Annotated in this window: 24 protein-coding genes; 6 read left to right on the top strand and 18 right to left on the bottom strand. The window is 72.7% G+C overall.

Features of this window, described 5'->3' with window-relative positions; genetic code table 11:
- The first annotated feature begins 319 nt into the window (after window positions 1-319).
- Window positions 320-1,138 carry a C40 family peptidase gene (locus tag ABII15_RS22385; protein WP_353944102.1) on the top strand — a complete coding sequence of 273 codons (819 nt, stop codon included), beginning with the start codon at window positions 320-322 and terminating at the stop codon, window positions 1,136-1,138.
- Between the two features lie 93 nt (window positions 1,139-1,231).
- Here the strand turns inward: ABII15_RS22385 and ABII15_RS22380 are convergent, their stop codons facing one another.
- The 3 genes from ABII15_RS22380 to ABII15_RS22370 all read right to left on the bottom strand — a co-directional run bounded on the left by ABII15_RS22380 (window position 1,232) and on the right by ABII15_RS22370 (window position 4,717).
- Complete coding sequence (locus tag ABII15_RS22380; protein WP_353944101.1) at window positions 1,232-2,905, bottom strand: hypothetical protein; 1,674 nt, start codon at window positions 2,903-2,905, stop codon at window positions 1,232-1,234.
- A 142-nt stretch (window positions 2,906-3,047) separates the two neighbouring features.
- Window positions 3,048-3,374 carry a putative quinol monooxygenase gene (locus ABII15_RS22375; protein WP_353944100.1) on the bottom strand — a complete coding sequence of 109 codons (327 nt, stop codon included), beginning with the start codon at window positions 3,372-3,374 and terminating at the stop codon, window positions 3,048-3,050.
- 47 nt (window positions 3,375-3,421) lie between these two features.
- Entirely contained in the window at window positions 3,422-4,717 is a 1,296-nt protein-coding gene (locus ABII15_RS22370) for a geranylgeranyl reductase family protein (RefSeq protein ID WP_353944099.1), read from the bottom strand.
- Window positions 4,718-4,813: 96 nt separating this feature from the next.
- On the opposite strand from ABII15_RS22370, the gene ABII15_RS22365 reads away from it, so the two are divergent.
- The gene (locus ABII15_RS22365) at window positions 4,814-5,323 is read left to right on the top strand and encodes a GNAT family protein (protein WP_353944098.1); all 510 of its coding nucleotides are present in this window, start codon (window positions 4,814-4,816) and stop codon (window positions 5,321-5,323) included.
- A 146-nt stretch (window positions 5,324-5,469) separates the two neighbouring features.
- Window positions 5,470-5,781 (top strand): PASTA domain-containing protein, encoded by a 312-nt coding sequence (locus tag ABII15_RS22360; RefSeq protein ID WP_353944097.1) that lies wholly within the window; start codon window positions 5,470-5,472, stop codon window positions 5,779-5,781.
- Here ABII15_RS22360 and ABII15_RS22355 read toward each other — a convergent pair.
- From ABII15_RS22355 to ABII15_RS22325, 7 genes are all read right to left on the bottom strand, one after another.
- Window positions 5,765-8,083, bottom strand: coding sequence for a zinc-ribbon domain-containing protein (locus tag ABII15_RS22355; RefSeq protein WP_353944096.1), 2,319 nt, complete (start codon window positions 8,081-8,083; stop codon window positions 5,765-5,767). The two genes, ABII15_RS22360 and ABII15_RS22355, sit on opposite strands and share 17 nt — an antisense overlap.
- A 142-nt stretch (window positions 8,084-8,225) precedes the next feature.
- A complete protein-coding gene (locus ABII15_RS22350) occupies window positions 8,226-8,915 on the bottom strand; it encodes a demethylmenaquinone methyltransferase (RefSeq protein ID WP_353944095.1) in 690 nt (229 codons plus the stop codon).
- A 297-nt stretch (window positions 8,916-9,212) separates the two neighbouring features.
- Window positions 9,213-9,806, bottom strand: a complete 594-nt coding sequence (locus ABII15_RS22345) for a hypothetical protein (RefSeq protein ID WP_353944094.1) — start codon at window positions 9,804-9,806, stop codon at window positions 9,213-9,215.
- Window positions 9,807-9,822: 16 nt separating this feature from the next.
- Entirely contained in the window at window positions 9,823-11,022 is a 1,200-nt protein-coding gene (gene mqnC, locus ABII15_RS22340) for a cyclic dehypoxanthinyl futalosine synthase (RefSeq protein ID WP_353944093.1), read from the bottom strand.
- Window positions 11,023-11,069: 47 nt separating this feature from the next.
- Entirely contained in the window at window positions 11,070-11,747 is a 678-nt protein-coding gene (locus ABII15_RS22335) for an A24 family peptidase (protein WP_353944092.1), read from the bottom strand.
- The gene (locus tag ABII15_RS22330) at window positions 11,744-13,408 is read right to left on the bottom strand and encodes a protein kinase (RefSeq protein WP_353944091.1); all 1,665 of its coding nucleotides are present in this window, start codon (window positions 13,406-13,408) and stop codon (window positions 11,744-11,746) included. Before ABII15_RS22330 ends, ABII15_RS22335 begins: the two co-directional genes overlap by 4 nt.
- Before the next feature lie 180 nt (window positions 13,409-13,588).
- Window positions 13,589-14,461 (bottom strand): menaquinone biosynthesis protein, encoded by an 873-nt coding sequence (locus ABII15_RS22325; protein WP_353944090.1) that lies wholly within the window; start codon window positions 14,459-14,461, stop codon window positions 13,589-13,591.
- 292 nt (window positions 14,462-14,753) lie between these two features.
- Here ABII15_RS22325 and ABII15_RS22320 point away from each other — a divergent pair, with 292 nt between their 5' ends.
- Entirely contained in the window at window positions 14,754-14,957 is a 204-nt protein-coding gene (locus ABII15_RS22320; protein WP_006138897.1) for a cold-shock protein, read from the top strand.
- A 118-nt stretch (window positions 14,958-15,075) separates the two neighbouring features.
- Here the strand turns inward: ABII15_RS22320 and ABII15_RS22315 are convergent, their stop codons facing one another.
- From ABII15_RS22315 to ABII15_RS22290, 6 genes are read right to left on the bottom strand one after another with little or no spacing between them, the layout of a single operon-like run.
- Entirely contained in the window at window positions 15,076-15,891 is an 816-nt protein-coding gene (locus tag ABII15_RS22315; protein ID WP_353944089.1) for an ATP-binding cassette domain-containing protein, read from the bottom strand.
- The gene (locus tag ABII15_RS22310) at window positions 15,888-16,892 is read right to left on the bottom strand and encodes an ABC transporter ATP-binding protein (protein WP_353944088.1); all 1,005 of its coding nucleotides are present in this window, start codon (window positions 16,890-16,892) and stop codon (window positions 15,888-15,890) included. The genes ABII15_RS22315 and ABII15_RS22310 overlap by 4 nt, the downstream gene beginning before the upstream one ends.
- A complete protein-coding gene (locus ABII15_RS22305; protein ID WP_353944087.1) occupies window positions 16,889-17,740 on the bottom strand; it encodes an ABC transporter permease in 852 nt (283 codons plus the stop codon). Before ABII15_RS22305 ends, ABII15_RS22310 begins: the two co-directional genes overlap by 4 nt.
- A complete protein-coding gene (locus ABII15_RS22300) occupies window positions 17,737-18,690 on the bottom strand; it encodes an ABC transporter permease (RefSeq protein WP_353944086.1) in 954 nt (317 codons plus the stop codon). Before ABII15_RS22300 ends, ABII15_RS22305 begins: the two co-directional genes overlap by 4 nt.
- Window positions 18,687-20,357, bottom strand: a complete 1,671-nt coding sequence (locus tag ABII15_RS22295; protein ID WP_353944085.1) for an ABC transporter substrate-binding protein — start codon at window positions 20,355-20,357, stop codon at window positions 18,687-18,689. The genes ABII15_RS22300 and ABII15_RS22295 overlap by 4 nt, the downstream gene beginning before the upstream one ends.
- On the bottom strand, window positions 20,354-21,511 hold the full coding sequence (locus ABII15_RS22290) for a C45 family peptidase (protein ID WP_353944084.1): 1,158 nt from the start codon (window positions 21,509-21,511) through the stop codon (window positions 20,354-20,356). Before ABII15_RS22290 ends, ABII15_RS22295 begins: the two co-directional genes overlap by 4 nt.
- Window positions 21,512-21,644: 133 nt before the next feature.
- Here ABII15_RS22290 and ABII15_RS22285 point away from each other — a divergent pair, with 133 nt between their 5' ends.
- Window positions 21,645-22,523, top strand: coding sequence for a MurR/RpiR family transcriptional regulator (locus ABII15_RS22285; RefSeq protein ID WP_353944083.1), 879 nt, complete (start codon window positions 21,645-21,647; stop codon window positions 22,521-22,523).
- Between the two features lie 55 nt (window positions 22,524-22,578).
- On the opposite strand, the gene ABII15_RS22280 is transcribed toward ABII15_RS22285, so the two are convergent.
- A complete protein-coding gene (locus tag ABII15_RS22280) occupies window positions 22,579-23,019 on the bottom strand; it encodes a DUF2000 domain-containing protein (protein WP_353944082.1) in 441 nt (146 codons plus the stop codon).
- A gap of 49 nt (window positions 23,020-23,068) precedes the next feature.
- Here ABII15_RS22280 and ABII15_RS22275 point away from each other — a divergent pair, with 49 nt between their 5' ends.
- Window positions 23,069-23,902 carry an AraC family transcriptional regulator gene (locus ABII15_RS22275; RefSeq protein WP_353944081.1) on the top strand — a complete coding sequence of 278 codons (834 nt, stop codon included), beginning with the start codon at window positions 23,069-23,071 and terminating at the stop codon, window positions 23,900-23,902.
- Window positions 23,903-24,204: 302 nt separating this feature from the next.
- Here ABII15_RS22275 and ABII15_RS22270 read toward each other — a convergent pair whose 3' ends face one another.
- Window positions 24,205-25,608 (bottom strand): MFS transporter, encoded by a 1,404-nt coding sequence (locus ABII15_RS22270; protein WP_353944080.1) that lies wholly within the window; start codon window positions 25,606-25,608, stop codon window positions 24,205-24,207.
- Window positions 25,609-25,782 lie beyond the last annotated feature (174 nt).

Genomic DNA, 25,782 nt, shown 5'->3' with positions numbered 1-25,782 from the left:
TCAGAGGGAGGGGCGAGGACGGAAGTGGACATCGGGGCCACCCCTAGGGGTGCGCTGTGACCTGCGTCACGCGCCATGTAACGTCCCGGAAACCGGGCTTGGCCAACGGCCTCAACCGGTGGTAGGCCCAGGGCAATTCGGGCGTTTTACCGAAACCACATGATCACAGCCTTGATCGACCGCGTCAGATGCTGCCCGAATTGCCCTTTACGGCGTCAATGCGAGCTGTGAGGTGTGGAATTCGTGCCCGTCCTTCACAACTGTGGCGCACCACACGTTTCTTGATGAGAACCGTGAAGCCCTGATAGCGGTTGTACTCATGTCCCACACCGCTCACATACCCAGCCACCGGAAGCCCCGTCGCAGCGCCTCGAAGATGGCCCTGCGCGCCGGAGTTACTGGTGGCGTCCTCAGCACCCTGGCAGTGGCCGGTGCGTCGGGTGCGGCCAGCGCTGCCGAGCCCGTGACGCAGACCATCGAACTGCCCACGCTCACCGCCGACCTGTCCACGCAGGTCGCCCAGTCCGCGGACGCCACCCAGCAGGCCGCGGCCAACTACCAGCTCCAGGCGGAGCGTGACGAGGCCTTCGCCAAGGCCGCGGACCAGGCCAAGAAGGACCAGGCCGAGGCGGAGAAGAAGGCCGAGGCCAAGAAGAAGGCCGAGGCCGCCGCCAAGGCCAAGGCCGAGCGGGAGGCCGCCGAGAAGGCCGCCTCGCGCTCCAGCGAGCGCACCACCCTCGCCGCCTCCACCGGCTCCACCCAGGCCGTCAGCGCGCCCGCCAGCGGCTCCGTGGGCGCCGTCATCAGCTTCCTGAAGGCCCAGGTCGGCGACGCGTACGTCATGGGCGGTACGGGCCCCAGCTCGTGGGACTGCTCGGGCCTCGTCCAGGCCGCGTTCAAGCAGGCCGGTGTCGACCTGCCGCGCACCTCGCAGGAGCAGTCGACGGCCGGCACCTCGGTCTCGCTCTCCAGCGTCCAGGTCGGCGACATCCTGTACTGGGGCGGCGCGGGCTCCGCGTACCACGTCGGTGTCTACATCGGCAACGGCCAGTACCTGGATGCCGCCAACCCCTCGAAGGGCGTTGTCATCCAGGACCTGTCCGGCTACCCGGCGAGCGGCGCGGTCCGCGTCCTCTGAGGAACCCCCGCACACGGCGAAGGCCGCCGCTCCCCTCCCCCGGGGGTGCGGCGGCCTTCGTGCGTCCGCTCACGAGCGCCTGGGCGCCCGCTGTCAGGCGGTCCCGCGGCGACGCGTGACGACGACGGCCGCGGCGCCCGCTCCCAGGACGAGCACGGCGACGCCGCCGATGAGCAGCACGCCGCCCGCACCGGTCAGCGCGAGCCCGCCGCCGGACGAGCCGGAGCCCTGGCCGCCCGAACCGGAATCACCGGACGTACCGGAGGAACCAGACGTTCCGGACGTGTCACCGGAGGCGCTCGGCGACGGGCTCGCCGACGCACCGCCGTCCGACGAGCCGCCCGCGCCCTGTCCGTCGTCGCTGCCGTTGAGCACGATCCAGGCCGTGTTGTTGGACTGGTTCGGTTCGCGCGGATTGTCCCAACTCGGGAGGGCGACCTCACCCTTGGCGTCCGGCACGACCTTGTCGATCCGCAGCTCGAACGGGAAGCTCAGCTTCGCGTCCTCCAGGAGCGGGGTGGACACCCAGCACAGGTATCCCTTCACGCCCTCGTCGATCGTGGTGAACCGGCACCCGTCCGGGGCCTTGGTCACCGTGGCGCCCTTCGGCACCTCGACGGTGAACCCGATCGACTCGCCGCCGGAGCGCAGCGCGCTGAGCCAGCCGGGGCCGTCGTTGCGGAAGCCGATCTCGGCGTCGACGGTGTCGCCGACGCCGCCCTTGGCCGACGCGCCGGTGAGCACCAGGTCGTAGGTGTTGCCGGTGGGCAGGTCCAGCTCCGCGTAGCGCGTGTAGTCGGCCGGGGCGGCGCCCGGGGCCTCCTTCAGCGTCAGGGGCGCACCGGTGCCGGGCGTGTAGCCGTCGTCGTCGAGGAGGGCCTTCGCCTTGGCCGGGGCGACCGCGGAGAAGCCGTAGTTGACGATGTCGAGCAGCGCGAAGTCCGCCGTCGCCACCTTGAGCGGCTCGGCGAGGGCGTAGGCCTCGCCCGCCTCGTAGCTGCCGGAGAAGGTGCAGATCGCGTCCGTGCCCTGGCGCAGCAGCGGGCCGTCGGTGGTCTTCTTGTACGCGCAGTTGCCGTAGCTGTCGGGGAAGTCGAGCCCGCGCGAGCCGTGGAAGCGCAGCACGGCGCCGTCGGCGGCCATGCCGCCCGCGTTGCGGAAGCCGACCGGCGCCTCGTACGTGTCACCGGCTTCGAAGCCCTTGGGCTCGGCCAGTTCGTGGTTGAGGAACTCCGGTCCGCCCACCAGGACGTCGATGGTCAGCGGAGTGAAGCTGACGCCCTCGCCCTCGCCGGTCACCTCGATGCTGCCGAAGTCGCCGGCCGCGCTCTCGTCGGTGGTGTCGAGGCGGATGCCGCCGAGGCGGTTGTAGTCCTCGCCGGCGTTGATCTCGTCGCCGGTGCACACGGCGGTCAGGCCGGTGCCGCCGCAAGGCAGCTTCACGGCGGCGACGCCCTTGAGCCCGGAGGCATCGATCTTGATCTTGTAGTCGCCGTGGTGGACCACGGGGATGACGCCGTCGTCGCCCGGTTCGTCGCTGCCCGGCGCGGCGAGCCGCAGGGTGACCTGGGGTTCGCTCGGGTCGCCGTTGTCGCCCTGGAGGGACAGGTCGACACGGTTCTCGCCGGTGATGGCGACGGTCAGCGGGGCACCGTCGGCGGCGAGCGCGGGGGCGACGGCCGCGCCGAGCCCGGCGGCGGCCAGCGCCGCGGCGGCGGCGAGCCCGAGGGCGGCCGGGAAGGCGCGCGTGCGGATGTGACGTCTCATCAACGCTCTCTTTGTCGCGGTCGGAGGGAGCGAGCCCGGTTGCGACTCGCTCCCTCCGACTGTTGACGCGCGTCGACCGTTGCCCACATGAGCGTCACAGGATCATCACAGATCACTGAAGTCGGCCGGGCCTCACGGTGGTTCAGCCCTGCGGCGCCAGCTCCCCCATCGCTCCCCAGCCCTCGTTCGGGATGTCGGCGTTGATGATCTCGGGGGTGCTCGCGATGAGCGGGGCCATGGCGTCGAGGCCGGCCTTGAAGTGGTCGGAGCCGACGTGCGCGGCGCCCGCGTCGCCGTCCCGGAACCCTTCGATCAGGACGAACTGGTCCGGGTTCTCGACACTGCGCGACCAGTCGAAGAAGAGGTTGCCCTCCTCGGCGCGGGTCGCGGCGGTGAACGCGGCGGTCTTCTCCAGCCAGGAATCGGTGTGCTCGGGGCGGACGGTGAACTTCACGGCGATGAAAATCATGCCTCCAGCCTGCCCCGAGCTGCCTGACCGGGCAAAACCGGGGCGGATCAGGCCTTCGGCGCGACCTTGCTCAGCCCGTTGATGATGCGGTCCATCGCGTCGCCGCCCGTCGGGTCGGTGAGGTTGGCGAGCATCTTCAGGGTGAACTTCATCAGGATCGGGTGGGTCAGACCGCGCTGCGTCGCGATCTTCATGACCTTCGGGTTGCCGATCATCTTCACGAAGGCGCGGCCCAGCGTGTAGTAGCCGCCGTAGGTGTCCTTGAGGATCTGCGGGTAGCGCTGGAGGGCGAGTTCGCGGCTGGTGTCCGTCGGGCGGGCGTGGGCCTGCACGATGACGTCGGCGGCGAGCTGCCCGGACTCCATGGCGTACGCGATGCCCTCGCCGTTGAACGGGTTGACGAGGCCGCCCGCGTCGCCGACCAGGAGCAGGCCCTTGGTGTAGTGCGGCTGGCGGTTGAAGGCCATCGGGAGGGCGGCGCCGCGGATCGGCATCGTCATGTTCTCCGGCGTGTAGCCCCAGTCCTCCGGCATCGACGCGCACCAGGCCTTCAGGACCTCGCGCCAGTCCAGCTCGCGGAACGCCTTGGAGGAGTTGAGGATGCCCAGGCCCACGTTGCTGGTGCCGTCGCCCATGCCGAAGATCCAGCCGTAGCCGGGCAGGAGGCGGTCCTCGCCGGGCCCGCGCTTGTCCCACAGCTCCAGCCAGGACTCCAGGTAGTCGTCGTCGTGGCGGGGCGAGGTGAAGTACGTACGGACCGCGACGCCCATCGGGCGGTCCTCGCGGCGGTGCAGGCCCATCGCGAGCGAGAGGCGCGTGGAGTTGCCGTCGGCCGCCACGACCAGCGGGGCGTGGAAGGTGACCTCGCGCTTCTCGTCGCCGAGCTTGGCGTGCACGCCGGTGATGCGGCCGGTGCGGTCGTCGATGATCGGGGCGCCGACGTTGCACTGCTCGTACAGGCGCGCGCCCGCCTTCTGCGCCTGCCGGGCGAGCTGCTCGTCGAAGTCGTCGCGCTTGCGGACGAGCCCGTAGTCCGGGTACGAGGCGAGGTCCGGCCAGTCCAGCTGGAGGCGGACGCCGCCGCCGATGATGCGCAGCCCCTTGTTGCGCAGCCAGCCCGCCTCCTCGGAGATGTCGATGCCCATGGAGACGAGCTGCTTGGTGGCGCGCGGGGTCAGACCGTCGCCGCACACCTTCTCGCGCGGGAACGCCGTCTTCTCCAGGAGCAGGACGTCCAGGCCCGCCTTGGCGAGGTAGTAGGCGGTCGTCGAACCGGCCGGCCCGGCGCCGACCACGATGACGTCCGCGGTGTTCTCGGTGAGGGGCTTGGACTGTTCGGTCACGGCGGGTTCTCCCCAGGTTCGAAAACGGTGTGCCGCGGGGCACGGACATGGGCAGTCTATTCAGCGGTACCGATCACCCAGCCGAAGGGCCAGCCCATGACCCGAACTCTTCCCGCCGTGGATCTGCGCGTCCCCACCCATGAGGACGCCTTCGCCTGGCACCGGGTGTTCGACGACCCGGACGTCATGGAGTTCCTCGGCGGCCGGGCCGCCGCGGCCGAGCTGTCGGTCCATCACGAGGCGACGGCCCGCCAGCGCATGCACGACGCCGAACTGGGCTACTGCCTGTGGTCCCTGGTCAACGGGGAGGGCGAGGTGATGGGCTTCGCCGGGGCCCAGCCGTGGCGGCACGCCTGGGGGCCGGTCGGCGAGATCGAGATCGGCTGGCGGCTCGGGCGCGCGTACTGGGGCCAGGGGTACGCCACCGCGGCCGCGGTCACCACGGTCGACCGGCTGCGGGAGGCCGGGGTCCCGAGCGTCGTCGCGATGGTGGACGCGCTCAACACCCGCTCGATCGCGGTGACCCGGCGCCTCGGCATGGAGCTGGCCGAGACGTTCGTGACGCCGACGGGCCGTCAGGGGCACTGCTTCCGGCTGGCGCTGTAGCGCGGACCGCCGTTCCCGGGCGTCCGCGGCCTTCCTGGCGGCGGTGGGGCGGTCTACCCTGCCGGTACCGCCTGGGGGTGACATCTGTGCCGAAGACGCCCGATACACCCGATACGCCCAGCACACCCGGCCCACCGGAAGTGCACGTGCCCGCGCTCGTCGGCCTGATGGCGGTCGACGCGCAGGCCGCGGTGCTGGCGTTCGGTCTGCGGCTGGTCCCCGCGGACCGGCCCGCGCTCGCCGAGGCCGCCGTGGACCATGTGGTGCGCCAGTACCCGCCGCCCGGTGCGGAGATCCCCCGGGACGCCGCCGTCACGGTCTGGTTCGACTTCGGGGAGGGCGAGGGCGGCGGTGGCGCGGGGGTGCGCGAGCCCCGCGATCCGGGTCCGCGGGGCGGTGGCATGCGCCGCGAACTCGGTGAGCCCGCCGCGCCGTCGCCGTTCACTCCGTGTCGGTGAGCCGCCAGGAGTCGAGCCCGATCCGGTAGGTCTCGCGCAGCCCGGACCAGTCGGCGTCGGCGCCGGTGAGGAAGATGGCGTACTCGGTGCCGTCGGCGGCGATGTACGACTGGTCGATGCCGTGGACGGTCCGCCCGGTGCCGTCCTGGTACGTGTACTCCCACAGGGCGCCCGGCCGGCCCTGGAAGGTGTTCCGCTCCAGCCGGATCCGCTGGTACCCCGACTTCTTCGGGTCGTCCTCGGCGTGCCTCTCCAGGTTCTGGAAGTTCTCGTACGAGGTGTAGGGCGCCATCGGGATCACTCCGACGAGGTACTTCTCCTGGCCGGTGCCGCCCGAGTAGGTGATCTGGCTGCCGTTCTTGACGCCGGTCCGGCTCCAGGCGCCGGGCACGGTGAAGGCGAAGCCCTGCGGGTCGACGACCTGGCGGTAGCCCGCGGGGACCGCGGGCGTCGCCGAGGGCACGGCGGTGTCCTGGCCCGGGGTCGGCGTGGGCGGCGCGGACGGTGCCGGGGACGTGCCGGTGCCGCCGCCCGGCGCGGTCTGTGCCGTCTGTTCCGTCTGCGCGGCGACCGGCGCGTTGTCCTTGGCGTCGTCGGTGCCGTCGCCCCGGTCCCGGAGCAGCAGCACACCGGCCGCGGCGCCGCCGCCGACGACGAGGGCGGCGAGCAGGGTGGCGGCCCAGACGCCCGCGCGCCGGTCGGCCTGCCGGGCCGGGACGGGCGGCGGCGGGCCGTGCGGCGGCAGGGGCGGCGGGAGGAGGGAGCCGGTCCGGGTGGGCGCGTCGGCGAAGCCGCCGGCCGGGAGCGGTTCGTGCGGGCCGGTGGCGAAGGGCGCGGCGTCCGGCGCGGCGGCGGGCCACGGGCCGCGTCCGCCGAGCCGCAGCAGGTACGGCGCGAGGAGGATCCCGCCGCCCACCCACAGCAGCCCGAACAGCAGCAGTTCCGGCACGCTCAGGCCGCCCTCGCCGGTGCCCCCGAAGGAGATCTCGCCGGTGAGGCCGCCCGAGGTCTTCATGGAGAACCCGCTGACGGCGCCGAGGACGAGCAGCAGCGCGCAGAAGAATCCGCCACCGAGGTACAGCTCGCGGCGGTCCCGCGAGCGCCGGGCGATGAGCACGCCGACGAGCAGCGCGAGCACCAGGCCGAACGCCAGTACCCCGATGACGGCGCCGCTGCCGACGTCGTCGCCGAGTTGTCCCAGCCCGTACGCGTCGTGCTCGTACCGACCGCCGCTGAGACCGGAGCCGCGCAGATCGGCCTCGAAGGGCGCGCCCCACACGAAGCCGAGGCCGGTCACCGCGAGGTTGGGCAGGTACAGCGCGAGCAGCACGATGCCGGCGGCGACGCTGCCGCCGGTGGCGTTGTCGACGTCGCCGCCGTCCCGGCCGTCGTCGGCGACGATGCCGACGACGAAGCCCGCGACGAGCACCAGCGGCAGCACCCAGGCCATCGCCCGCACCGCGGACCCGAAGGCACGGCTCGCGGCGGCGACGCCGGGGCGCACGGTGAGCCACTGGACGATGTCGGCCCGCTGGAACGCGGCGACGGTGACGCCGACACCGAGCGCCAGCGTGCACAGCGCCACCAGGAACGGCGAGGTGTGGAACGCGACCTGCTGGACCGTCGGCTGCCCGAACAGCGCGAGCACGACCGTCCCGGCCATGGCGAGCAGCCCGACCCGGACCGCGGTCTCCGGGCCCAGGGTGCGCGCGGGCGGCGGCGGCGCCAGTAGCAGGCGCGCCCGCAGCACCCGTACGCCGATCAGCAGCGCCGCGCACCACAGCACGGGGACGAGGAGCGGCGGCATGAAGAGGTCGAGCGCGCCGCTCGCCGACGTGCCGGACGCGCTGTCGAACAGCGAGGAGCCGCCGCCGGTCGCCGCGGTCACCCGGAAGCTGCCGCCGAGGCCGTGCATCAGCGCGGTGAGGGCGATCCGCAGCCGGTCCCCGAAGCCGACGACGTCGTCGGCGTCCGGGTTCTGGCCGTAGCCGGGGATCGCGAGCGCCACGGCCCCGACGAGCAGCAGCCCCACGGGCCACAGCGCGGCCTGCGCCGCACCGGCCCAGTCACCGCGCAGGGCCCGCCCGAAGAACGCGCCGACCGGGGACGGGCCGGAGGGGCCCGGCGGGTGGGCCGGAGGGGCGGGCGGCGGCTGGTGGGCGGGGACCGGCGGCAGGGGCTGGTCCAGGGCCGTCGGGGTCGCCGGGGGCGGGAACTGCGGGGAGCGCTCCTTCCCGCATCTCATGCAGAAGCGGGCCTCTGTCGGAGCCTCGGCTCCGCAGTGCGGGCAGAACGACGTCATGGGGCGCTCCGATCCGTGGACGCACAGGTGCCACCCCGTCACGAGGTGTCACCGCGTCATCAACGGACATATCTTCCCGCCGCGCCGGTTCCCTTCAACTCCTTGTGAAATCAGTGAGGTTGAACCGTTACAGATCCAATGTCTACTTGGTGCCGCGGTGCAGGGCGACGATGCCGCCCGTGAGGTTGCGCCAGGCGACCTTCTGCCAGCCGGCGTCCTGGAGGCGGACGGCGAGTTCCGGCTGGGTGGGCCAGGCGCGGATGGACTCGGCCAGGTACACGTACGCGTCCGGGTTCGAGGAGACGGCGCGGGCGACGGGCGGCAGGGCGCGCATCAGGTACTCGGTGTAGACCGTGCGGAACGGGGCGGCCGTGGGGTGGCTGAACTCGCAGATCACGACCCGGCCGCCGGGCTTGGTGACGCGGTACAGCTCGCGCAGCGCGGCGTCGGTGTCCTGGATGTTGCGCAGGCCGAAGGAGATGGTGACGGCGTCGAACGTGTCGTCCTTGAACGGCAGCTTCGTGCCGTCGCCGGCCGTGAACGGCATCCAGGGGTGGCGCTGCTTGCCCACGCGCAGCATGCCGAGCGAGAAGTCGCAGGGGACCACGTAGGCGCCGGCCTGGGCGAAGGGCTGGGAGGAGGTGGCGGTGCCGGCGGCGAGGTCGAGGATCTTCTGCGCCGGGCGGGCGTCGACGGCCTTGGCGACCTCCTTGCGCCACAGCCGTGCCTGTCCCAGGGACAGCACGTCGTTCGTGAGGTCGTACTTCTCCGCCACGTCGTCGAACATCGAGGCGACTTCGCGGGGCTGCTTGTCCAGGGATGCACGGGTCACTCCGTCATTGTGGCAGGAGCCCTTCTTGCCCGGGGCAGCGCCTCGTCCACCGCCCGGGCCGGCCGCGCAGTTCCCCGCGCCCCTGGGTCGTACGTCGACTGACGGCCGGTGGCCGCTTCTCGCGCAGTTCCCCGCGCCCCTGAGGCATGCGCTCCGCGCAGCCTCCCCTGAAGGCCGCAGGCCTCTCAGGGGCGCGGGGAACTGCGCGACCAGCCACGACGGTGGCGCGCCCGAAGAACCACCCAGGGGCGCGGGGGACTGCGCGGCCGGCCGCCACCAAGACCCCGGGCGGAAAGGTCAGCGGGCGCGAAAGAGGAGGCGGCCGTCGATCACGGTGGCCACGCACGTGGACGCGCCGCGGGCGACCAGCTCGGCCCGGTCGGAGACGTCGAAGACGGCGAAACGGGCGGGCCCGCCCACCGCGAGGGCGGGCAGCAGGACCAGCGGCTTCGGGGAGAGGGAGACGGGCCCGGGGAGGCGGTCCGGCCGCGCCGCGAACACGAGCCCCGAGCGCTGCGCCACATCGAGGACGGCCTTGGAGCGCAGCTCACCGGCGACGGCGACCGTCCCGTGCGCGAACAACCGCTGCACCCCCCGCCGCGCACTGGCCCCGAGCAGCGAGGGATCGGCGCGGAAGATCTCCCGCGCCCGCTCCCCGCCGATCGGCACGGTGCCGCGCGTGTCGGCCTCGCGCGGATCCGGGTGGTACGTGTGCTCCAGGATCTCCGGACCGTACGGATTGAGCAGCCCGGGGGTGAGGATCCCGGGCCACCGCCGCACCCGGGCCCCGGGATGGGCGGCGGCCAGTTCCTCGTACGGGCCGAGCGCCGCGACGACGGCGCCGTCGACGACGACGGACGACCCGTCGGCGACGGTGTGGAGTGTCAGCACGGGGTTACCGGGCGCCTCAGTTGGTGGAGACGAGCTTGAGCTCGGGGTGCGCCGTGCCGCCCTCGATCGCGATGGACGAGATGTGCGAGGAGGCCCGGTCGTCGACGGGGTCGTTCGCCGGGTCGTCGTGCACGACGAGGTGCTCGTACGTGGTGGCGCGCTGCGCCGGGACGCGGCCCGCCTTGCGGATCAGGTCGATGATCTCCATGCGGTTCGAGCGGTGCTTGGCACCGGCCGAGGAGACGACGTTCTCCTCAAGCATGATCGAGCCGAGGTCGTCGGCGCCGTAGTGCAGCGACAGCTGGCCGACCTCCTTGCCGGTGGTCAGCCAGGAGCCCTGGATGTGCTGGACGTTGTCCAGGAAGATCCGGGCGATGGCGATCATGCGCAGGTACTCGAAGAGCGTGGCCTGCGTGCGGCCCTTGAGGTGGTTGTTCTCCGGCTGGTACGTGTACGGGATGAAGGCCCGGAAGCCGCCCGTCCGGTCCTGCACGTCGCGGATCATGCGGAGGTGCTCGATGCGCTCGGCGTTGGTCTCGCCGGTACCCATGAGCATGGTGGAGGTCGACTCGACGCCCAGGTTGTGGGCGGTCTCCATGATCTCCAGCCAGCGCTCGCCGGACTCCTTCAGCGGGGCGATGGCCTTGCGCGGGCGCTCGGGGAGCAGCTCGGCGCCGGCACCGGCGAAGGAGTCGAGCCCGGCCGCGTGGATGCGCTGGATCGCCTCCTCGACGGACACCTTCGAGATACGGGCCATGTGCTCGACCTCGGAGGCGCCCAGGCTGTGGATGACCAGCTCGGGGTAGGCCTTCTTGATCGCGGAGAAGTGCTCCTCGTAGTACTCCACGCCGTAGTCCGGGTGGTGGCCGCCCTGGAACATGATCTGGGTGCCGCCCAGCTCGATCGTCTCCGCGCAGCGGCGCAGGATGTCGTCGAGGTCGCGGGTCCAGCCCTTCTTGGTGTCCTTCGGGGCCGCGTAGAAGGCGCAGAACTTGCACGCCGTGACGCACACGTTCGTGTAGTTGATGTTCCGCTCGATGATGTACGTGGCGATGTGCTCGATGCCCGCGTACTTGCGGCGGCGGATGGCGTCGGCGGCGGCGCCCAGTGCGTGCAGCGGGGCGTCGCGGTACAGGGCGACGGCCTCTTCCGGGGTGATGCGCCCGCCGGCGGCGGCACGGTCGAGGACGGACTGCAGTGCGGCCTTCTCGGTCACCGTGCGGGCCCCTTTCAGAGGAGATAGAGCTGAATTCTCAGCGTACGTCAGGCCGCCAGAGCACCCAGCAGAACCCCCGCGTACGCCCCGAGGATCATGAAGGGGCCCAGCGGGATCTCGGTCTTGCGGCCCGCGCGCCGGGCGGCGACGAGGACGAGCGCGTACAGGCCGTTGAACAGCACGCCCGCGAACGCCCCGAGGAACAGCACCCCGAGCCCGTACCAGCCGAGCGCCGCACCGAGCCCGAGCGCCAGCTTCACGTCGCCGAACCCCATGCCCCGCGAGTTGACCAGGTGCAGCACCAGATACCCGGCGCCCATGCCGAGCGCCCCCAGCACCGCCCCGCGCCACGACCCGCCGGGCTCCGGCAGCAGCGCGGCGGCGCCGAGCGCGAGCAGGGCCGCGCCCGCGAACGGCAGGGTCAGCACGTCGGGCAGCCGGTGCACGGCGAAGTCGACGGTGGCGAGGAGCACGGCGAGCGGCGCGAGCAGCAGCCAGGCGGCCAGTTCGGGGCGGGTGTCGGTGGCGGCGGCGAGCAGGACGCAGGCGGCGGCGGTGACGGCGGCCAGGAGCGGGGCGGCGGGGCCCGGCCGGGGGCCGAGCCAGCCGCGGGCCGGGCGCCAGGGTTCGTCCGGTTCGACGGAGAGGCGGTAGGCGGCGCGGGGCAGCAGCACCCCGGTGGCGGCGCCCCACAGGGCGGCGAGCACGAGCAGCGGACCGGTCACCGCCCCACGCGCCTCAGGTCCGCCGTCGGGTTGCCCGCCTCCGGGTACTCGGAGGTGTAGCGCAGGCCCGTGCCGTCGCGGGTCAGGTGCACGGTGCTGGAGCCGTCGGCGCATTTGAAGTCGTCGCCGGAGATCTTCTTGCCGGCGGCCACCACTTCGGTCGCGGTGGCGGATTTCAGGGTCAGTTCGTCGACGCAGCGGTTGCCCGTCAGGTCGGTCGAGGTGACGGTGCCGAGGCGGCGGCCGACGCCCGTCTGCTTCAGCTCGACGCGGTAGGTGTCGGCCTGGATGCCCAGCACCGTGGCCTTCCCCTCCCAGGTGCCGAGGTAGAAGGAGGGGACGGTGCCGGAGGGTTGCGGAGCGGCGGTCGACGGGGAGGGCGACGCCGACGGGCGGGCGGACGTCGAGGACATCGGGGGCCGTGCCCCGCCCGCCGAGCTGCCGGAGTCCCGGTCCCCGGAGCTCGGCAGCATGTTCACGACCAGGATCCCGCCCACGGTGACCGCGGCCAGCGCCCCCGCCACGGCCAGCGCGACCGAGCAACTGACCTTGCGGCCGCGCCCGTTCGCGGTCGCCGGGGTCGAGGTCGCCGACACGGACATCGACAGCCGCCCGGGTCTGGCGTCCTCCACCGCGTCTCCCGCCGCGGCCTCGGCGCGCTGCGCCGGTACGGCCGTGTACGACGGGTCGGGCGGTCCGAAGACGCCCGGCGCGTCGCCGGTGACGGCCGGGCTGCTGAAGCCGACCGGTCCCGTGGCCGGGTCGGTGCCCTCCATGTCGAGGAGCCGCGCCGCGCCCCGCATCACCTGCTCGACCAGCGCCCCGGGCAGCCAGCCCGCCGCGACCAGGGCCGCCGCGCCCTCGGGGGCCAGCCGGCGTGCCACGTCCTCGGGGGCGGGCCGGTCGCCGGGCGCCTTCGCCAGGCAGGCGGCGACGATGTCGCGCAACTCGCCGCCCAGGGAACCCAGTTCGGGCTCCTCGTGGACGACCTTGTAGAGCAGCGCGGCCGAGGAGTCGCCGGGGAAGGGGGACTCCCCCGTCGCCGCGTACACCAGGACCGCGCCCAGCGAGAAGACGTCGGAGGCGCCGGTGACGCCCTTGCCGAGGATCTGCTCGGGCGCCATGTAGCCGGGCGAGCCGATGGAGACGCCGGTGGAGGTGAGGGACGCGGTGCCGTCGGTGGCCCTCGCGATGCCGAAGTCGATGAGGCGCGGGCCGTCGACGGTCAGCAGGACGTTGGCCGGCTTCACGTCACGGTGGACCAGGCCCAGGCCGTGCACGGCCGCCAGCGCCTCGGCGAGCCCGGCGCCCAGGACCCGTACGGAGTGCTCGGGCAGCGCCCGGCCGGGACCGGCCGCCTGGGCGAGCGCGGGCCCGGCGACGTATCCGGTGGCCACCCACGGCACCGGCGCCTCGGGGTCCGCGTCGAGCACCGCGGCCGTCCACGCGCCGCCGACCCGCCGGGCCGCGGCCACCTCACGCCGGAAACGCGCCCGGAACTCGTCGTCGAGCGCGAAGTGCGGGTGGACGATCTTGACGGCGACGGTCCGGCCGCCCGCGCTGCGGCCCAGGTACACCCGGCCCATCCCGCCGGCCCCGAGCCGGCCCAGGAGCCGGTAGGGGCCGACCGTCGTCGGCTCGTCGGCCTGAAGGGGCTGCATGCGAAGAACCTCCCCCGGGTCCTGAGACGGCACGCACCCCAGCAGAGTAGGCCCTGTGCCGCACAGCTCATACGGCGTTCGGCCCAGCCCGATTTCATATCGGAACCAAAGAAATAAGGACAGTGTTCACCGGAATTCCGTGTACGGCTCACCGTGGAATTCCGGCGGGCGCCCGCGGGCTCACCGTCCGAGAAGTTCGACCTTCACATCGGCGGGAAATCCGGTGGTCTCCCCGACCCGGCGCGCGAACTCCGTGACGCCTTCCAGCTGCGGCGGCCCGAACCGGAAGTCGAGTGTCGTGAAGTACTCCTCCAGGACCGCCTCGTCGAAGGCCTCCCAGCGGGCCGCCTGCTCGGCGACCTTGCCGACCTCGTCGAGGGAGAGGTCCCGCGACGCCAGGAACGCCTCGTGCACCTGGCCGGTGATCTCCGGCTCCCGCTCCGCGTAGTCCCGGCGCGCGGCCCATACGGCGAAGACGAACGGCAGGCCCGTCCACTCCTTCCACATGGCGCCCAGGTCGTGCACCTGGAGCCCGAGCCGCGGCGCGTCGTGCAGGTTGGCGCGCAGGGCGGCGTCACCGATGAGGACGGCGGCCTCCGCGTCCTGCATCATCAGGCCGAGGTCCGGCGGGCACGTGTAGTAGTCGGGCGACACGCCGACGCGCTCGGCGAGCAGGAGCTGCGCGAGCCGGACCGACGTGCGCGAGGTCGAGCCGAGGGCGACCCGGCGGCCGTCCAGCTGGTCGAGGGGCACCTGCGACACGATCACGCAGGACATGACGGGGCCGTCGCAGCCGACGGCCAGATCGGGGAAGGCCACCAGGTCGTCGGCGGCCTTGAGGAATTCGACGAGGGTGATCGGACCGATGTCCAGATCGCCCCGCACGAGCCGCTCGCTGAGCTTCTCCGGGGTGTCCTTCGTGAGCTCGAAGTCGAGGAGCGAACCGGTCCTGGCCAGGCCCCAGTAGAGGGGCATGCAGTTCAGGAACTGGATGTGGCCCACGCGCGGACGGGTGCGCCGCGCAGCCTGGGGAGTCTCGGGAGAATTGTCCACATCGGCGAGGCTAGACCCCATGAGATACGGTGCATGCTCCGGGCCCCCGGGCGGGTTCTGTCAACCCGAATCGGGATCGCGTCAAACCTGTGGGTGACGTGATCTTGCCCTCTATTGCGTTCGGCTGGCTGCGTGCTAGGCTCGCCGCAAGTTGCAGTTTGGTTTCCCTTGCAGTACAGAGCCTGCGGAGCATGTGACCGCGGGCTCTCGTCGTTTTCAGACTTTTGCAGTTGTTCGCAAGCGCATTTGCAGGTTCTGGAGCAGGGCAACCCTTTGGCCCATAGGAGGGCTTATGGCTACCGGAACCGTGAAGTGGTTCAACGCTGAAAAGGGCTTCGGCTTCATCGCCCAGGAGGGCGGCGGCCCGGACGTCTTCGTCCACTACTCGGCGATCAACGCGAACGGCTTCCGCTCCCTCGAGGAGAACCAGGCCGTCAGCTTCGACGTCACGCAGGGTCCGAAGGGCCCGCAGGCGGAGAACGTCACCCCCATGTGACCTTCCGATCACTGAGATCACCTGGCAGGTGCCAGTCGTGATCTGATCCGGAACCTAGAGCAGTACCCAAGGAGCCCCGCGCCTCACGGCAGCGGGGCTCCTGCCTTTTCCGGTGCGGTCAGGCGAGCGCGGCGCGGGCCGTCACCGCGTCGGCCGGGTCCCAGCCCTCGCCGGGCACCGAGGCGAGCAGCAGCCGGGTGTACGGGTCCGTGGGCGCCGTCAGCACCCGGCGGGTCGGCCCCTGTTCGACGGCCCGGCCCCGGCGCATCACCAGGACCTCGTCGGTGACGTGCTGGACGACGGCCAGGTCGTGGCTGACGAAGACGAGGGCCACGCCCGTGTCGCGGCGGATCTCGTCGAGCAGGCCGAGGATCTGGGCCTGGATCGACACGTCCAGCGCCGCGACCGCCTCGTCCAGGACCAGGATGCGCGGGTCCACGGCGAGCGCCCGGGCGATGGCCAGGCGCTGGCGCTGGCCGCCGGAGAGCCGGCGGGGCAGCGCGGTCGCCTCCCGCGCGCCGAGGCCCACCCGGTCGAGGAGCTCCGCGGCCAGGGACGGGTCGCGGCCGTGCAGGCGCAGGGCCGCGCGCAGGCACTGCTCGGCGGTCAGCCTCGGGTCCAGGGAGATGTACGGGTCCTGGAAGACCATCTGGATCTGGCGGGCGCGGGCGAGGCGGGCGGTACGGCCGCGCGGGGATTTCGGCGGGCGGACGGTGCCGTCGACCTTGATCGTGCCGTGGTCCGGGCGGACCAGGCCGACCAGCATGCGGGCGACGGTCGTCTTGCCGGAGCCCGATTCGCCGACGATGCCGAGGGCTCCGCCGGGGTGGAGGGTGAAGGTGATGGCGTCCGCCGCGGTGTGGCTGCCGCCGGCCGGGAGGGGGTAGGTCTTGCTGAGGTCGGTGACGTCCAGGAGCGGTGCTGTAGAGGTCACTTGGGGCTCACCCCTTCTTTCTCGTTGCTCGGCACCGGGGGCCGCCTTGCCCACCCTGCCGCCCCAGGCGGCAGACTGCCCAAGGCTCTGCGGCACGTGACCTCTCCGCCGTCCTCCAGCCCGTGCGGCTCCGGGCTCCACGTCCCGCACGCCTCCTCCGCCTCTGGGCATCGGGTCACGAACGGGCAGCCGTCGAAGGACTCTGCCAGGGACGGGGGTTTGCCCGGGATGGGGTGGAGGGGGCGGTCGTCGCCCAGGGTCGGGGAGCAGGCCAGCAGGCCGCGGGTGTAGGGGTGGGCCGGGGTGGTGAACAGGGCCTTCGCCGTGCGGTGTTCGGCGATGCGGCCCGCGTACATGACGTAGACCCGGTCGCAGTAGGCCGCCGCGAGGTGCAGGTCGTGGGTGATGAAGAGCAGGCCGGCGCCCTGGGCCCGGCGGACCTCGCGGAGCTGGGTGAGGATCTCCGCCTGGGTCGTCACGTCGAGGGCGCTGGTCGCCTCGTCGGCGAGGAGGAGGCGGGGGCGGGCCGCGAGTGCGCCGGCGATGACGACGCGCTGGAGCATGCCGCCGGACAGTTCGTGCGGGCGCTGGCGCAGCCGGCGGGCCGGCTCGGACAGGCCCACGGCGGCGAGGAGTTCGGCGGCGCCCTCCTTCGTGGCGCCGCGTTCGGTGAGGAAGTCGCCGATGCGGCGGACCGGGTTGAGGGCGGCGCGCGGGTCCTGGTGGATCATCGCGACGGTGTCGGAGCGGTGGGCCCGCAACTCCTCGCCGCGCAGGGCCAGGACGTCCCGCCCGGCCACCTCGACCGTGCCGGTGGTGGTGGCGTCGGGCGGGAGCAGGCCGAGGGCGGCCTTCGCCGTGGTCGACTTGCCGGAGCCCGACTCCCCCACCAGGCCGACGACTTCGCCCTCGGCGACGGTGAGGGTGACGCAGTCGAGGAGCGGGCGGGCCGTGCCGGGGACGGCGACGGTCAGGTCCTTCAGGGACAGCAGCTGCGTCATCGTCGGTCCTGCTTTCCGAGGCGGTCGGCGGCCCAGACCCCGACGACGTTGAAGGAGACGACGACCAGGGCGATGGCCGTGCCGGGCACGAGGGCGGGCAGCAGCGCGCCCTGGACGACGGCGGCCTGGCCCTCCTGGACCATCAGCCCCCAGTCGGAGGACGGCGGCTGGGCGCCGAAGCCCAGGTAGGAGAGGGTCGCCAGGGACATCAGGGCCTCGCCGAAGAGGACGACGAGGTAGCCGAGGATCGCGCGGCCCAGGTTCGGGACGAGGTGCAGGACGCAGATCCGGGCGCCGCCCATGCCCTGGACGCGGTAGGCGTCGACGTACGGCTTGCGGGTCTCCGCCAGGGCCAGGGAACGGGTGTACTTGGCGATCGTCGGGGTGAAGGCGAGGCCCAGGGCGAGCACCGACGTGGTCATGCCCGCGCCGAAGACGGCGATGATCAGGACGGTGAACAGCAGGCCCGGGAACGCGTACATGACGTCGGTCAGGCGCGAGACGAGCGTGTCGACCCAGCCGCCGCGCCAGGCGGCGAGCACCCCGAGCGTGACACCGAGGACCGCGGCCACCGCGAGGAGGGCCACCGGGGCGACGAGGCTGGAGCGGGCTCCGTACAGCGCGCGGGAGAGCAGGTCCTGGCCGGAGGAGTCGGTGCCGAGGAGGTGGTCGCCGCCGGTGCCGACGAGGGACGCCGACAGGTCGATGGTGTCGGGTGCGTACGGCGCGAGGAGCGGGGCGCACAGGGCGGCGAGCACCACGAGGGCGAGGAGCGCGCCGGCCACGGTGACGCTCAGCGGGCGGCGCGGGCGGGACCCGGCCGGGGTGGTGAGGGTGAGCGTGGTCATGCCGTGCGTACCTCCTTCACACGCGGGTCGAGCAGCGGGTGCGCCAGGTCGACCAGGGTGGTGACGACCACGTAGCCGGTGACCATCAGGAGCAGGACCGCCTGGGCGACCGGGAAGTCGTGGGTGTTGATCGCGTTGACGAGCAGCGAGCCGATGCCGCTGATGCCGAACGCCGTCTCGACGACGACGGTGCCGGCGAGCATGCCCGCCATGACCAGGCCGCACATGGTGACGATCGGGCCGAGCGCGTTGCGCAGGACGTGGCGGCGGACGATGTCGCGTTCGGGGACGCCGGAGGCGCGGGCCGCCTCGACGTGGTCGGAGGCCGCGGCGTCCGCCATCGCCTGCCGGGTGACGCGGCTGATGATCGCGAGGGCGCCGAGGGCGAGGGAGAGCGCGGGCAGGGTGAGGTGGTGGACGGTGCCCGCGAGCCCCTCGCCCGCTCCGGTGACCGGGAACCAGTCGAGCTTCACGCCGAAGAACGAGACGAGCGCGATGGCCGCCACGAAGGACGGGACGGAGGCGAAGAGGGTGGTACCGCCGACGACCGCCGAGTCGACCCAGGTGGAGCGCTTCACGGCGGCGAGGATGCCGGCGCCGACGCCGAGGACCACGTACAGGAGGGTGGCGTACGCGACGAGTTCGAGGGTGGTGGGCAGCCGGGAGGCGATCAGGTCGGCGACCTGGTCGCTGTACTTGAAGGAGCGGCCGAGGTCGAGGTGGGCGGTGTCCCACAGCCAGCGGCCGTACTGCTCGATCAGCGGTTCGTCGAGGTGGTACTGGGCGCGGACCTCGGCGAGCCGTTCGGGGGTGAGCTTGTCGCGGCCGCCCGCGAGGAAGACCGCGGGGTCGCCGGGGGCGGCGTAGACGGCGGCGAAGATGACGAAGGAGGCGGCGAAGAGGGTGGCGACGAGGCCCGTGACACGGCGGAGCAGGGCTGCTGGGTTCATGACGGGTCCTTCCGCGCGCCGAGTCCGGCCGCCCACGGGTAGTACAGGTAGGCCTGGGACGCGGTGGGTCCGGTGAGTCCGCGGTCCAGGACGAGGATCGTGGGGACCTGGGCGATCCCGATCCAGACGGCCGACTTCACGAACGCGCGCTGCACGTCGATCGCGAGCGCGGACCGCTCGGTGTCGTCGAGGGTGCCGAGCGCCTCCGTGACCTTGCGGTCGTAGGCGGCGTCCTTGAAGCCCGCCCAGTTGTTGGGCGAGTCGGACTTGCCGTTCTTGTAGAAGCCCATGGGGTCGGCCTTGGAGATGTACCAGTCGCCCACGAGCACGTCGATGTCGGACCGGGCGGCGGGGTCGCTGTAGAACTCCTCGAACTGCGAGGTGGGGACCGTCCTGATCTCGGCGCGCACGCCGATGCTCTGGAGGGCGGCGCGGGTGGCGTTGGCGATGACGGCGCGGCCCTGGGTGGCGTCGGTGCCGATGACGACGGGGTCGGTGCCGGGGTCGGCCGCCTTCACCAGTCGCTTCGCCCGCTCGATGTCGGCGTCGGTGGGCGAGGCGGGCGCGTAGTCGGACAGCTCCTTCTGCGCGGCGGCGAACGCGGTCTTCTCGTAGCCCCAGGCGCCGGAGCCGACGGGGGTGGCCCACGGCTGGACGAGACCGCCGAAGCCGGATTCGGCGATGCCCTTGCGGTCGAGGGCGAGGGAGAGGGCGCGGCGGATCCGCGGGTCGGCGAGGCCGCCGCGGTCGGTGGGGATGAGGACGAGGGAGGCGGTGGAGGGGCCGTAGTACTGCTTGAGGTCCTTGTCGGCGAGGAGCGCGGCGGCCGTGTTCGGCGACTCGGCGTAGGCGCCGTCGGCGGCGCCGGTCCGCAGCGCGTTGACGAAGGCGCTGTCGGCGGCCCAGCGGAAGACGACCTCGCGGGTCAGCGGCTTCTTGCCCCAGTAGCCGTCGTAGGCGCGCAGGGTGAGGGAGTCGCCGGACTTCCAGGAGGCCAGTTCGTACGGGCCCGAGCAGGCGTCGGGCCGGCCGGGGGTGCCGTACTCCTTGCCGGACTTCTCCACCTGGCGCCGGTTCCAGACGATGCCGGCGTCTCCGGCGAGGGCCTTGGCGAAGACGGCGTCGGGGCGGGTGAAGCGGACGGTGACCTCGTCGGGGCCGGTCTTCCGCATCGAGGCGACGTTGCCGAACTCGTCGGACTGCTCCATGCCGTCGGCGGCGTGCCGCTTCAGCGACCACAGGACGTCGTCGGCGGTCAGCTTCGTGCCGTCGTGGAACGTGACGCCGTCGCGGATCGTGAGGGTGAGCTTCCTGCCGTCGGCGGACGTGGTGGCCCTGCGCGCCAGGAACGGCTTCGTCGTCATGTCCGGCTGGAGCTGGTAGAGCCGCTCGCAGACGTTGGTGAGGACGACGCGGCCGGCGCTGGATCCGCCGGTGTCGAGGTCGAGGGAGTCGGGCTCGTCCTCCAGGAGCCAGTTCGCCCTCTTCAGCGGGGACGCGGCGGCGGGGGTCGTCGCGTCGAGCTTCAGCCGGGAGGCGTCGAGGAGGGCGGTGCCCCCGGCGGGGCGGTCGGCTCCCGCGCAGCCGGTGGCGGCGAGCAGGGCGGTGGCGGTGAGCGCGGTGAGCGCCGCGCGGGCCGTCGGTTTCCCTCGTCGTGCCGTGGTCATCTGGCGTCTCCGTACGGGCCGTCGTAGAGGTTCCAGGGCAGGTGCTGGTAGTCGCGGTCGCACGGGGTGCCCGCCGTGACGTGGTAGTCGCCACTGGTCAGGTCCACGCAGGAGGAGACCAGGGTCATCCAGTGCTTGATCTGGGGCGCGCGGGCGTCGGGGTGCGTGCACAGGGACTCGGGCAGGCCGAGGTGGTCGGACATGGCCTGCTTGATCAGCTTGCGGGACTCGTCGGGGCCGGTGGAGGCGCGCAGGGCGGCGAGGCCCTGCTCGGCGCGCGGGACGCGGACGAGGGAGTCGGAGGACAGGGGCCGGTAGTCGGCGGCGAGGGCGGCCGGGACACCGGCCTGGTAGTGGTTGCCGTGGACCAGGAGGCCGTCGGTCGGGTACATCCAGCCGATGCCGGCCGGGGTGGTCTCCAGGTCGACGGCGAAGCCCTCGCGGCAGGTGAGCAGGGCGTTGCTGGCGATGTGGGCGCGGGTGCGGCACAGCACGTCGAGGGCGTCGGTGACGGTGTGGGTGTCGAGGACGCTGCGGCGTACGACGGTCTGAGGCAGGCCGATCGCGTCGCTGAAGCGGCCGCCGAGGCCGTTGGCGTTGAGGGCGATGCCCGCGGAGTTGGCGCCCTGGCGGCCGACCTGGCCCGCCTCCACCTGCATGATCACGGTGGGTTTGGGCGGCTGCACGATGCGGATCATGACGACGGTGTCGGCGACGCCCGCCCGCCAGTCCCAGTTCTGGCCCGCCCAGACGTGGCCGTCGCCGCTGGCCGCGCCGAACGCGGCGAACGAGGTGCAGCCCTCGGCGGGCTCCTCGGCCGGTTCCCCGGCGGCCGCCATGGTCTTGAACGAGCGGTCGTAGATGACCTCGCCGCGGGCGTTCAGGGCGAGCACGTCGAGGAGGCCGACGCCCGCGCCGTCGGCGATGCCCCGCATCTCGTCGAGGAGTTCGGGGGCGTAGTCGCGCACCGGCTCCAGCCAGCGGGCGGCGCGGGCGGTGACCTGGTCCCAGGTGAGGCCGGCGGACTGGCCGAACGCCTCCTCGTAGTAGGCGAGCGCGGCGTGCAGCCGGGGGCGTACCGCCTCGCCGTACTGGCGGCCGCGATCGAGAGGAGCGCCGCTGATGTCGATGACCGGAAGGATCCGGGATGCCATGGTTCTCCTTGCCACGGAGAGCTCGTCCAGCGCTGCCTGCACAGCTGTCTGTAATGTTGATTACGAAGCGCTCTCCACTTGGAATGCTTTGACCAGGAGAGTAACGACCATCACACGAGAGTCAATACCTGTAATGGAAATTACCGAGGGGGTCGCGCGGCTGCGGGCGGTCGTGCGCGAGCGGTGGGACGGGCTGTCCACGTCCGAGCGGGCGGTGGCGCAGTACCTGGTCAGCGCGCCCGCCGAGTCGCTGCTCTTCGCGTCGGCGCAGGAGCTGGGCACGGCGAGCGGCACGAGCAACGCCAGCGTGGTGCGCACGCTGCAACGGCTCGGGTACGCCGGACTGCCCGCCCTGAAGCGCGAGTTGGCGAACGACTTCACGTCCGCGGTGGCGCCCGAGGAACGGCTCAAGCGCCGGATCGCCCACGTCGGGCAGGACCTGGACGGGATCTGGGGCGAGGTGTTCGACGAGGCCGCCGAGCGCATCGAGCACGCGCGGCGGCTGACCCCGGGGGACGCGTTGCGGGAGGCGGTGGGGATCCTGGCGCAGGCCGGCGAGATCCACTGTTACGGGGTCGCGGCCTCCGAACTGGCCGCGCGGCATCTGGCGCTGGCGCTCGGGCGGATCGGGCGGCGGGCGCGCTTCCTGGGCGACACCGGGTTCGCCCTCGCGGACCGGCTGCTCGGGGTGGGCCGGGGGGACGCCGTGGTGATCTTCCAGCCCGGCCGCGACCTGCCCGAGCTCACCGTGGTCGTGGACCGGGCGCGGGCGGTCGGGGCGCGCGTGGTGCTGGTGACGGACGAGCTGGCGGAGGCATACGGCTCGCGGGTCGACGCGGTGCTCACGGCTCCGCACACGCCGACCGGAATCACGGCGGAGGCGCTGGCCGCGCTGGTGGTGGTCGACGCGCTGCTGCTGGCCCTGACGGCGCTGGACGAGGGGCGCGCCGTGGAGACGTCGCACCAACTCACCTTTCTGCGGGAGCAGTTGTTGCGTCCGAAGAAGCGGTGAGGTGGGGGCGGCGCGGGTGTGCGATCGGCTGCGGGTCTCGTCGTGGCTGGTCGGCTCACGGGTGCATCCGGGCGCCCTTCAGGATCTTGTCGACCGCGTTCTTCGGCCCGTACACGGCGATGCCCACCAGGTCGAGGCTGTCCGTGGCGACGGCCCGTACGGCAGCCCGGTTGTCCCGGTCGTTGCCCGTCGTGAACAGGTCCGAGGTGAACACGGCGCGCGGCAGTCCCCGCTGCACCGCCTTGGCGTGCGCCGACGTCAGCGTCTCCTTGCCGCCCTCGAAGACCAGCACCGGCTGGCGCAGCATCGGCAGGTACGGGGTGGCGTCGGCGTCCTCGTACGGCTCCCCGATCACCTCGGGGTGCTGGGTGCCGAGGCCGCTCACCAGGAACGCGGTCACGTTCAGCCGCTGCCAGGTCTCCAGGTCCTCCCGGAGCAGTACGGCGATCTTGGTGTCGAAGCGGACGGGGGCGGCGGAGTCGTGGTCGGTGCTCATGCCCTGAGACTCCCGCGCGCGGCGCATCCGCGTCTTGTACGTTCTTTGCATGGCGGGACGCGGAACGGATCCGGACCGGATCACCGCGTGGCGCCCCGAGGTGAAGGGCGTCACGGAGGTCTTCCACGCCCATTTCACGCACCACGCCTATCCGATGCACGTCCACGACACCTGGACCCTGCTGATCGTCGACGAGGGCGCGGTCCGCTACGACCTGGAGCGGCACGAGCACGGCACCCCGCTCGGCACCGTCTCGCTGCTGCCGCCCGGCGTCCCGCACAACGGCTCGGCCGCGACGCCGGACGGCTTCCGCAAGCGGGTGCTGTATCTGGAGGCCTCCGCCGACGGGCCCCTCGACACCTCGCTGGTCGGGGCCGCCGCCGACTCCCCCGACCTGGTCGATCCGCTGCTGCGGCACCGGATCGGGCAGCTGCACACCGCGCTCGGCCGGCCCGGGGACGAGCTGGAGGCGGCGGCGCGGCTGGCGCTCGTGGGTGAGCGGCTGCGCGAGCGCCTGCGGCCGGCCTCCGGGGATCCGCTCCGGCCCGCGCCGGACGGGCGGGTCGCCGATCAGCTGCGGCAGTTGCTCGACGCGCGGGTGGTGGACGGGGTCGGGCTGGAGGAGGCGGCGCGGTTGCTGGGGGTGCATCCGGCTCATCTCGTACGGTCGTTCAGTGCCGCGTACGGGATCGCTCCGCATCAGTATCTGATGGCTCGGCGGGTTGATCGGGCCCGGCGGTTGCTGCTTTCCGGGCGGGCTGCCGGGGAGGTCGCGGCCGATGTCGGTTTCTACGACCAGTCTCATCTGACCCGGCACTTCAAGCGGGTGGTGGGCGTCCCACCCGGCCGCTACGCCCGCCCAGAGGGTTCCCCGCGCCCTTGAGCCGTCGTTGGCCCGCGGCTCGCGTCGTGGCCGGTCGCGCAGTTCCCCGCGCCCCTAAAACCACACGTCACGCGCGGCTCTCGTCGTGGCTGGTCGCGCAGTTCCCCGCGCCCCTGAGATGCGCACTTCGTGCACCATCTCATCAAGAGAGGCGCGCCCCCTCTGAAGGAGAGGCGCGCGAAGCGCAGCCTCAAGGGGAGGCTGCGCGTCAGCGCATGCCTCAGGGGCGCGGGGAACTGCGCGACCAGCCACGACGGTGGCGCGCCCGAAGAACAACCCAGGGCCCGGGCGAACGGGAACCGTCACTGGTCCTTTCCCGGGAGGAACAGCCGGGCCAGCAGCGACGTCACCAGCAGCACACACCCCGCGACGACAAGGCTGACCCGCATCCCCGGCAGGGAAAACCCGGCCCCCGCCACCAGCGACCCGAACAGCGCCACGGCCAGCGCCCCACCGGTCTGCCGCAGAGCGTTCAGCAGCCCCGAGGCGATCCCGGCCCGGGGCCCCGGCACCGCGTCCATCAGGAGCGCCGTCAGCGCGGGCACCGCGAACGCTCCGCCGAGCCCGGTCGGCACCAGAAGCAGCAGCACCAGCCACATCGGCGTACCGGCGTCGAGCGGGAGAAGGACGAACATGGCGAGCGCCAGGACGAGTTGGCCGATGACGATGACGGGCCGGCGGCCGATGCGCTCGGCGACGCGCGGGGAGACCAGATTCGTGGAGGTGATGATCACGGCGAGCGGAACGAAGACCAGCCCCGCGGACAGGGCGGACATGCCCCGCGCCTGCTGAAGGTAGAGCCCGAGCAGGAAGACCAGGCCGTAGAAGGCGAGGTTGACGGCGAAGCCGACGGCGAGCGAGACGGCGACGGTCCGGTCGCGCAGCATGGCCGGCGGCACCACGGGCGCCCGGTGCCGCTTCTCGACGGCCCGGAAGGCGACGGCGGAGATCACGGCGACGGCGAGCGAACCGAGCACCGGCACCGAGGTCCAGCCCGCGTGCCCGCCCTCGATCACGGCGAAGGTCAGCCCGGCCAGCGCGAGCACGGCCGTGACCTGCCCGGGAACATCGATCGGGGCGGGCCTGCGCGGCGACGGCGCGACCTTGCCGAGCAGCGCCAGGATGGCCGCGCCGACGGGCAGGTTGAGGAAGAACACGGCCCGCCAGCCGACCGACTCGGTCAGCACACCGCCGAGCACCGGCCCCGCGGCCATGGCGACCGAACCGCCCACCGTCCACAGCGCGATGGCCCGCGCCCGGTGCCGCGCGTCGTCGTAGGCCTGCCGGATCAGCGACAGCGAGGCCGGCATGACGACGGCCGCCGCCGCGCCCTGCACCACGCGCGCCGCGACGAGCGTGCCGATGCCGGGGGCGAGCCCGCAGGCCAGGGAGGCGAGGGTGAACAGGCCGACGCCGAAGGCGTAGGCGCGGCGGGCCCCGGCCCGGTCGGCGAGCGCGCCGGCCGACAGCATCAGCCCGGCGAAGAGCAGCGTGTAGGCGTCGACGACCCACTGCAGGCCGGTCATGCCGCCGTGCAGGGAGGCGCCGACGGCGGGCAGCGCGATGTTCACCGCCGAGACGTCGATGGTGATGACGGTGAAGCCGAGCAGCGCGGCGATCAGGGCGAAGACGGCGGGCGGCCGGCGGCCGGGTACGGCCGCGGCGTCCGCCACGCGGGCGGTGGGTGTGGCGACGACGGTGGTCACGCGAGCCTCCAGGCAGGTCCGGTCGATCCGGTCGATCCGGTACGGGCGAGTGGGCGGGGGTCCCGGGCCGCGGCCCTGTGACATGCACTCCCTGGGCCCGAAGCCCCCGGCCACTCGCTACGACGACCACTCTGGGCCCGGCGGCGCGAAGGTGGCAGGCCGCGCTTCACCGGG

It is taken from the genome of Streptomyces sp. HUAS MG91, assembly GCF_040529335.1.
In the GTDB taxonomy this organism is placed as follows: Bacteria; Actinomycetota; Actinomycetes; order Streptomycetales; family Streptomycetaceae; genus Streptomyces; species Streptomyces tabacisoli.
Note: the sequence above shows the minus strand (reverse complement) of the source record. Positions and strands in the feature narration are given on the sequence as shown.

Excerpts from the sequence above, each read along its gene's own strand:
- ABII15_RS22285 (WP_353944083.1), top strand. The coding sequence starts at position 21,645 with ATGGAAATTACCGAGGGGGTCGCGCGGCTGCGGGCGGTCGTGCGCGAG.
- ABII15_RS22355 (WP_353944096.1), bottom strand. The coding sequence starts at position 8,083 with ATGACGTCGTTCTGCCCGCACTGCGGAGCCGAGGCTCCGACAGAGGCC.
- ABII15_RS22305 (WP_353944087.1), bottom strand. The coding sequence starts at position 17,740 with ATGACCACGCTCACCCTCACCACCCCGGCCGGGTCCCGCCCGCGCCGC.
- ABII15_RS22330 (WP_353944091.1), bottom strand. The coding sequence starts at position 13,408 with ATGCAGCCCCTTCAGGCCGACGAGCCGACGACGGTCGGCCCCTACCGG.
- ABII15_RS22290 (WP_353944084.1), bottom strand. The coding sequence starts at position 21,511 with ATGGCATCCCGGATCCTTCCGGTCATCGACATCAGCGGCGCTCCTCTC.
- ABII15_RS22275 (WP_353944081.1), top strand. The coding sequence starts at position 23,069 with ATGGCGGGACGCGGAACGGATCCGGACCGGATCACCGCGTGGCGCCCC.
- ABII15_RS22280 (WP_353944082.1), bottom strand. The coding sequence starts at position 23,019 with ATGAGCACCGACCACGACTCCGCCGCCCCCGTCCGCTTCGACACCAAG.
- ABII15_RS22310 (WP_353944088.1), bottom strand. The coding sequence starts at position 16,892 with ATGACGCAGCTGCTGTCCCTGAAGGACCTGACCGTCGCCGTCCCCGGC.
- ABII15_RS22375 (WP_353944100.1), bottom strand. The coding sequence starts at position 3,374 with ATGATTTTCATCGCCGTGAAGTTCACCGTCCGCCCCGAGCACACCGAT.
- ABII15_RS22300 (WP_353944086.1), bottom strand. The coding sequence starts at position 18,690 with ATGAACCCAGCAGCCCTGCTCCGCCGTGTCACGGGCCTCGTCGCCACC.
- ABII15_RS22295 (WP_353944085.1), bottom strand. The coding sequence starts at position 20,357 with ATGACCACGGCACGACGAGGGAAACCGACGGCCCGCGCGGCGCTCACC.
- ABII15_RS22320 (WP_006138897.1), top strand. The coding sequence starts at position 14,754 with ATGGCTACCGGAACCGTGAAGTGGTTCAACGCTGAAAAGGGCTTCGGC.
- ABII15_RS22380 (WP_353944101.1), bottom strand. The coding sequence starts at position 2,905 with ATGAGACGTCACATCCGCACGCGCGCCTTCCCGGCCGCCCTCGGGCTC.
- ABII15_RS22365 (WP_353944098.1), top strand. The coding sequence starts at position 4,814 with ATGACCCGAACTCTTCCCGCCGTGGATCTGCGCGTCCCCACCCATGAG.
- ABII15_RS22385 (WP_353944102.1), top strand. The coding sequence starts at position 320 with ATGTCCCACACCGCTCACATACCCAGCCACCGGAAGCCCCGTCGCAGC.